Annotated in this window: 1 protein-coding gene and 1 pseudogene; both read right to left on the reverse strand. The window is 77.1% G+C overall.

Translation table 11 applies throughout. The features are described 5' to 3' along the window. Positions 1-109: pseudogene (locus ACPC54_RS42385) on the reverse strand (MBL fold metallo-hydrolase); the annotation flags it as partial. Beyond that, complete coding sequence (locus ACPC54_RS42390; RefSeq protein ID WP_351588080.1) at positions 106-999, reverse strand: NUDIX hydrolase; 894 nt, start codon at positions 997-999, stop codon at positions 106-108. The pseudogene ACPC54_RS42385 and the gene ACPC54_RS42390, both read right to left, overlap by 4 nt. Between the last annotated feature and the right edge of the window lie 19 nt (positions 1,000-1,018).

Genomic DNA, 1,018 nt, shown 5'->3' on the forward strand with positions numbered 1-1,018 from the left:
GGGTCATCGCGGAGGCGTTGGGCGCGAGGACGTTGACGGCCCGGGTGGTGGCGGGCCCGGAGGCGACCGCGCCCCTGGGCTGGCCGGGCAGCGCGCTCGCGGCGGTCATGCGCGGCCTCCCCCGGTCGCGTCGGCGGGCGCCGGACTCGACGGAACGTGCTTGGTGAACTCCTCGTGCCCCGGCCAGGACAGCACGATCTCGCCGTCCTGGAGCCGGGCGGTGGCCTGCACCGGCGTCAGATCGCGCGCGGCGGCGGCCGCGAGGGCCTCGGCGGCGGTGCCGTACGGCAGCAGCTCGCGCAGCGCGGCGATGGTGGGCGGCATCATCAGCAGCTCGCCCCGGTCGTACCCAGCGGCGGCCTCGGCCGGGCGGGTCCACACCGTGCGGTCGGCCTCCGTGGAGGCGTTCCGGGTGCGCTGCCCCCGCGGGAGGACGGCCGCGAAGAACCAGGTGTCGTAGCGGCGCGACTCGAACTCCGGGGTGATCCAGCGCGCCCAGGCGCCCAGCAGGTCCGAGCGCAGCGCCAGGCCGCGCCGGTGCAGGAACTCGGCGAAGGACTGCTCGCGCGCGACCAGGGCGGCACGGTCCGCCTCCCAGTCGTCGCCCGTGGTGTCGCCGACGACCGTGTCCGGGCCGGGCCCGGCGAGCAGGACGCCCGCCTCCTCGTACGTCTCCCGGACCGCCGCGCAGACGATCGCCTGGGCGCCGGCCTCGTCCACCCCGAGCCGCTCGGCCCACCACGCGCGCGACGGGCCCGCCCAGCGGATCCGCGTGTCGTCGTCGCGCGGGTCGACGCCGCCCCCGGGATACGCGTACGCGCCTCCGGCGAAGGCCATGGAGGCGCGTCTGCGCAGCATGTGGACGGCGGGTCCGGCCTCGGTGTCCTTCAGCAGGAGCACCGTCGCCGCGCGCTTGGGGGACACCGGGGTGAGGGTGCCGTCCGCGAGCGCGCGGATGCGGTCCGGCCACTCCGGGGGGTACCACTGACCGTTCGCCATGGCCGGAGGCTATCCCGTG

It is taken from the genome of Kitasatospora sp. NPDC094028, assembly GCF_049543595.1.
Classification (GTDB): Bacteria; Actinomycetota; Actinomycetes; order Streptomycetales; family Streptomycetaceae; genus Kitasatospora.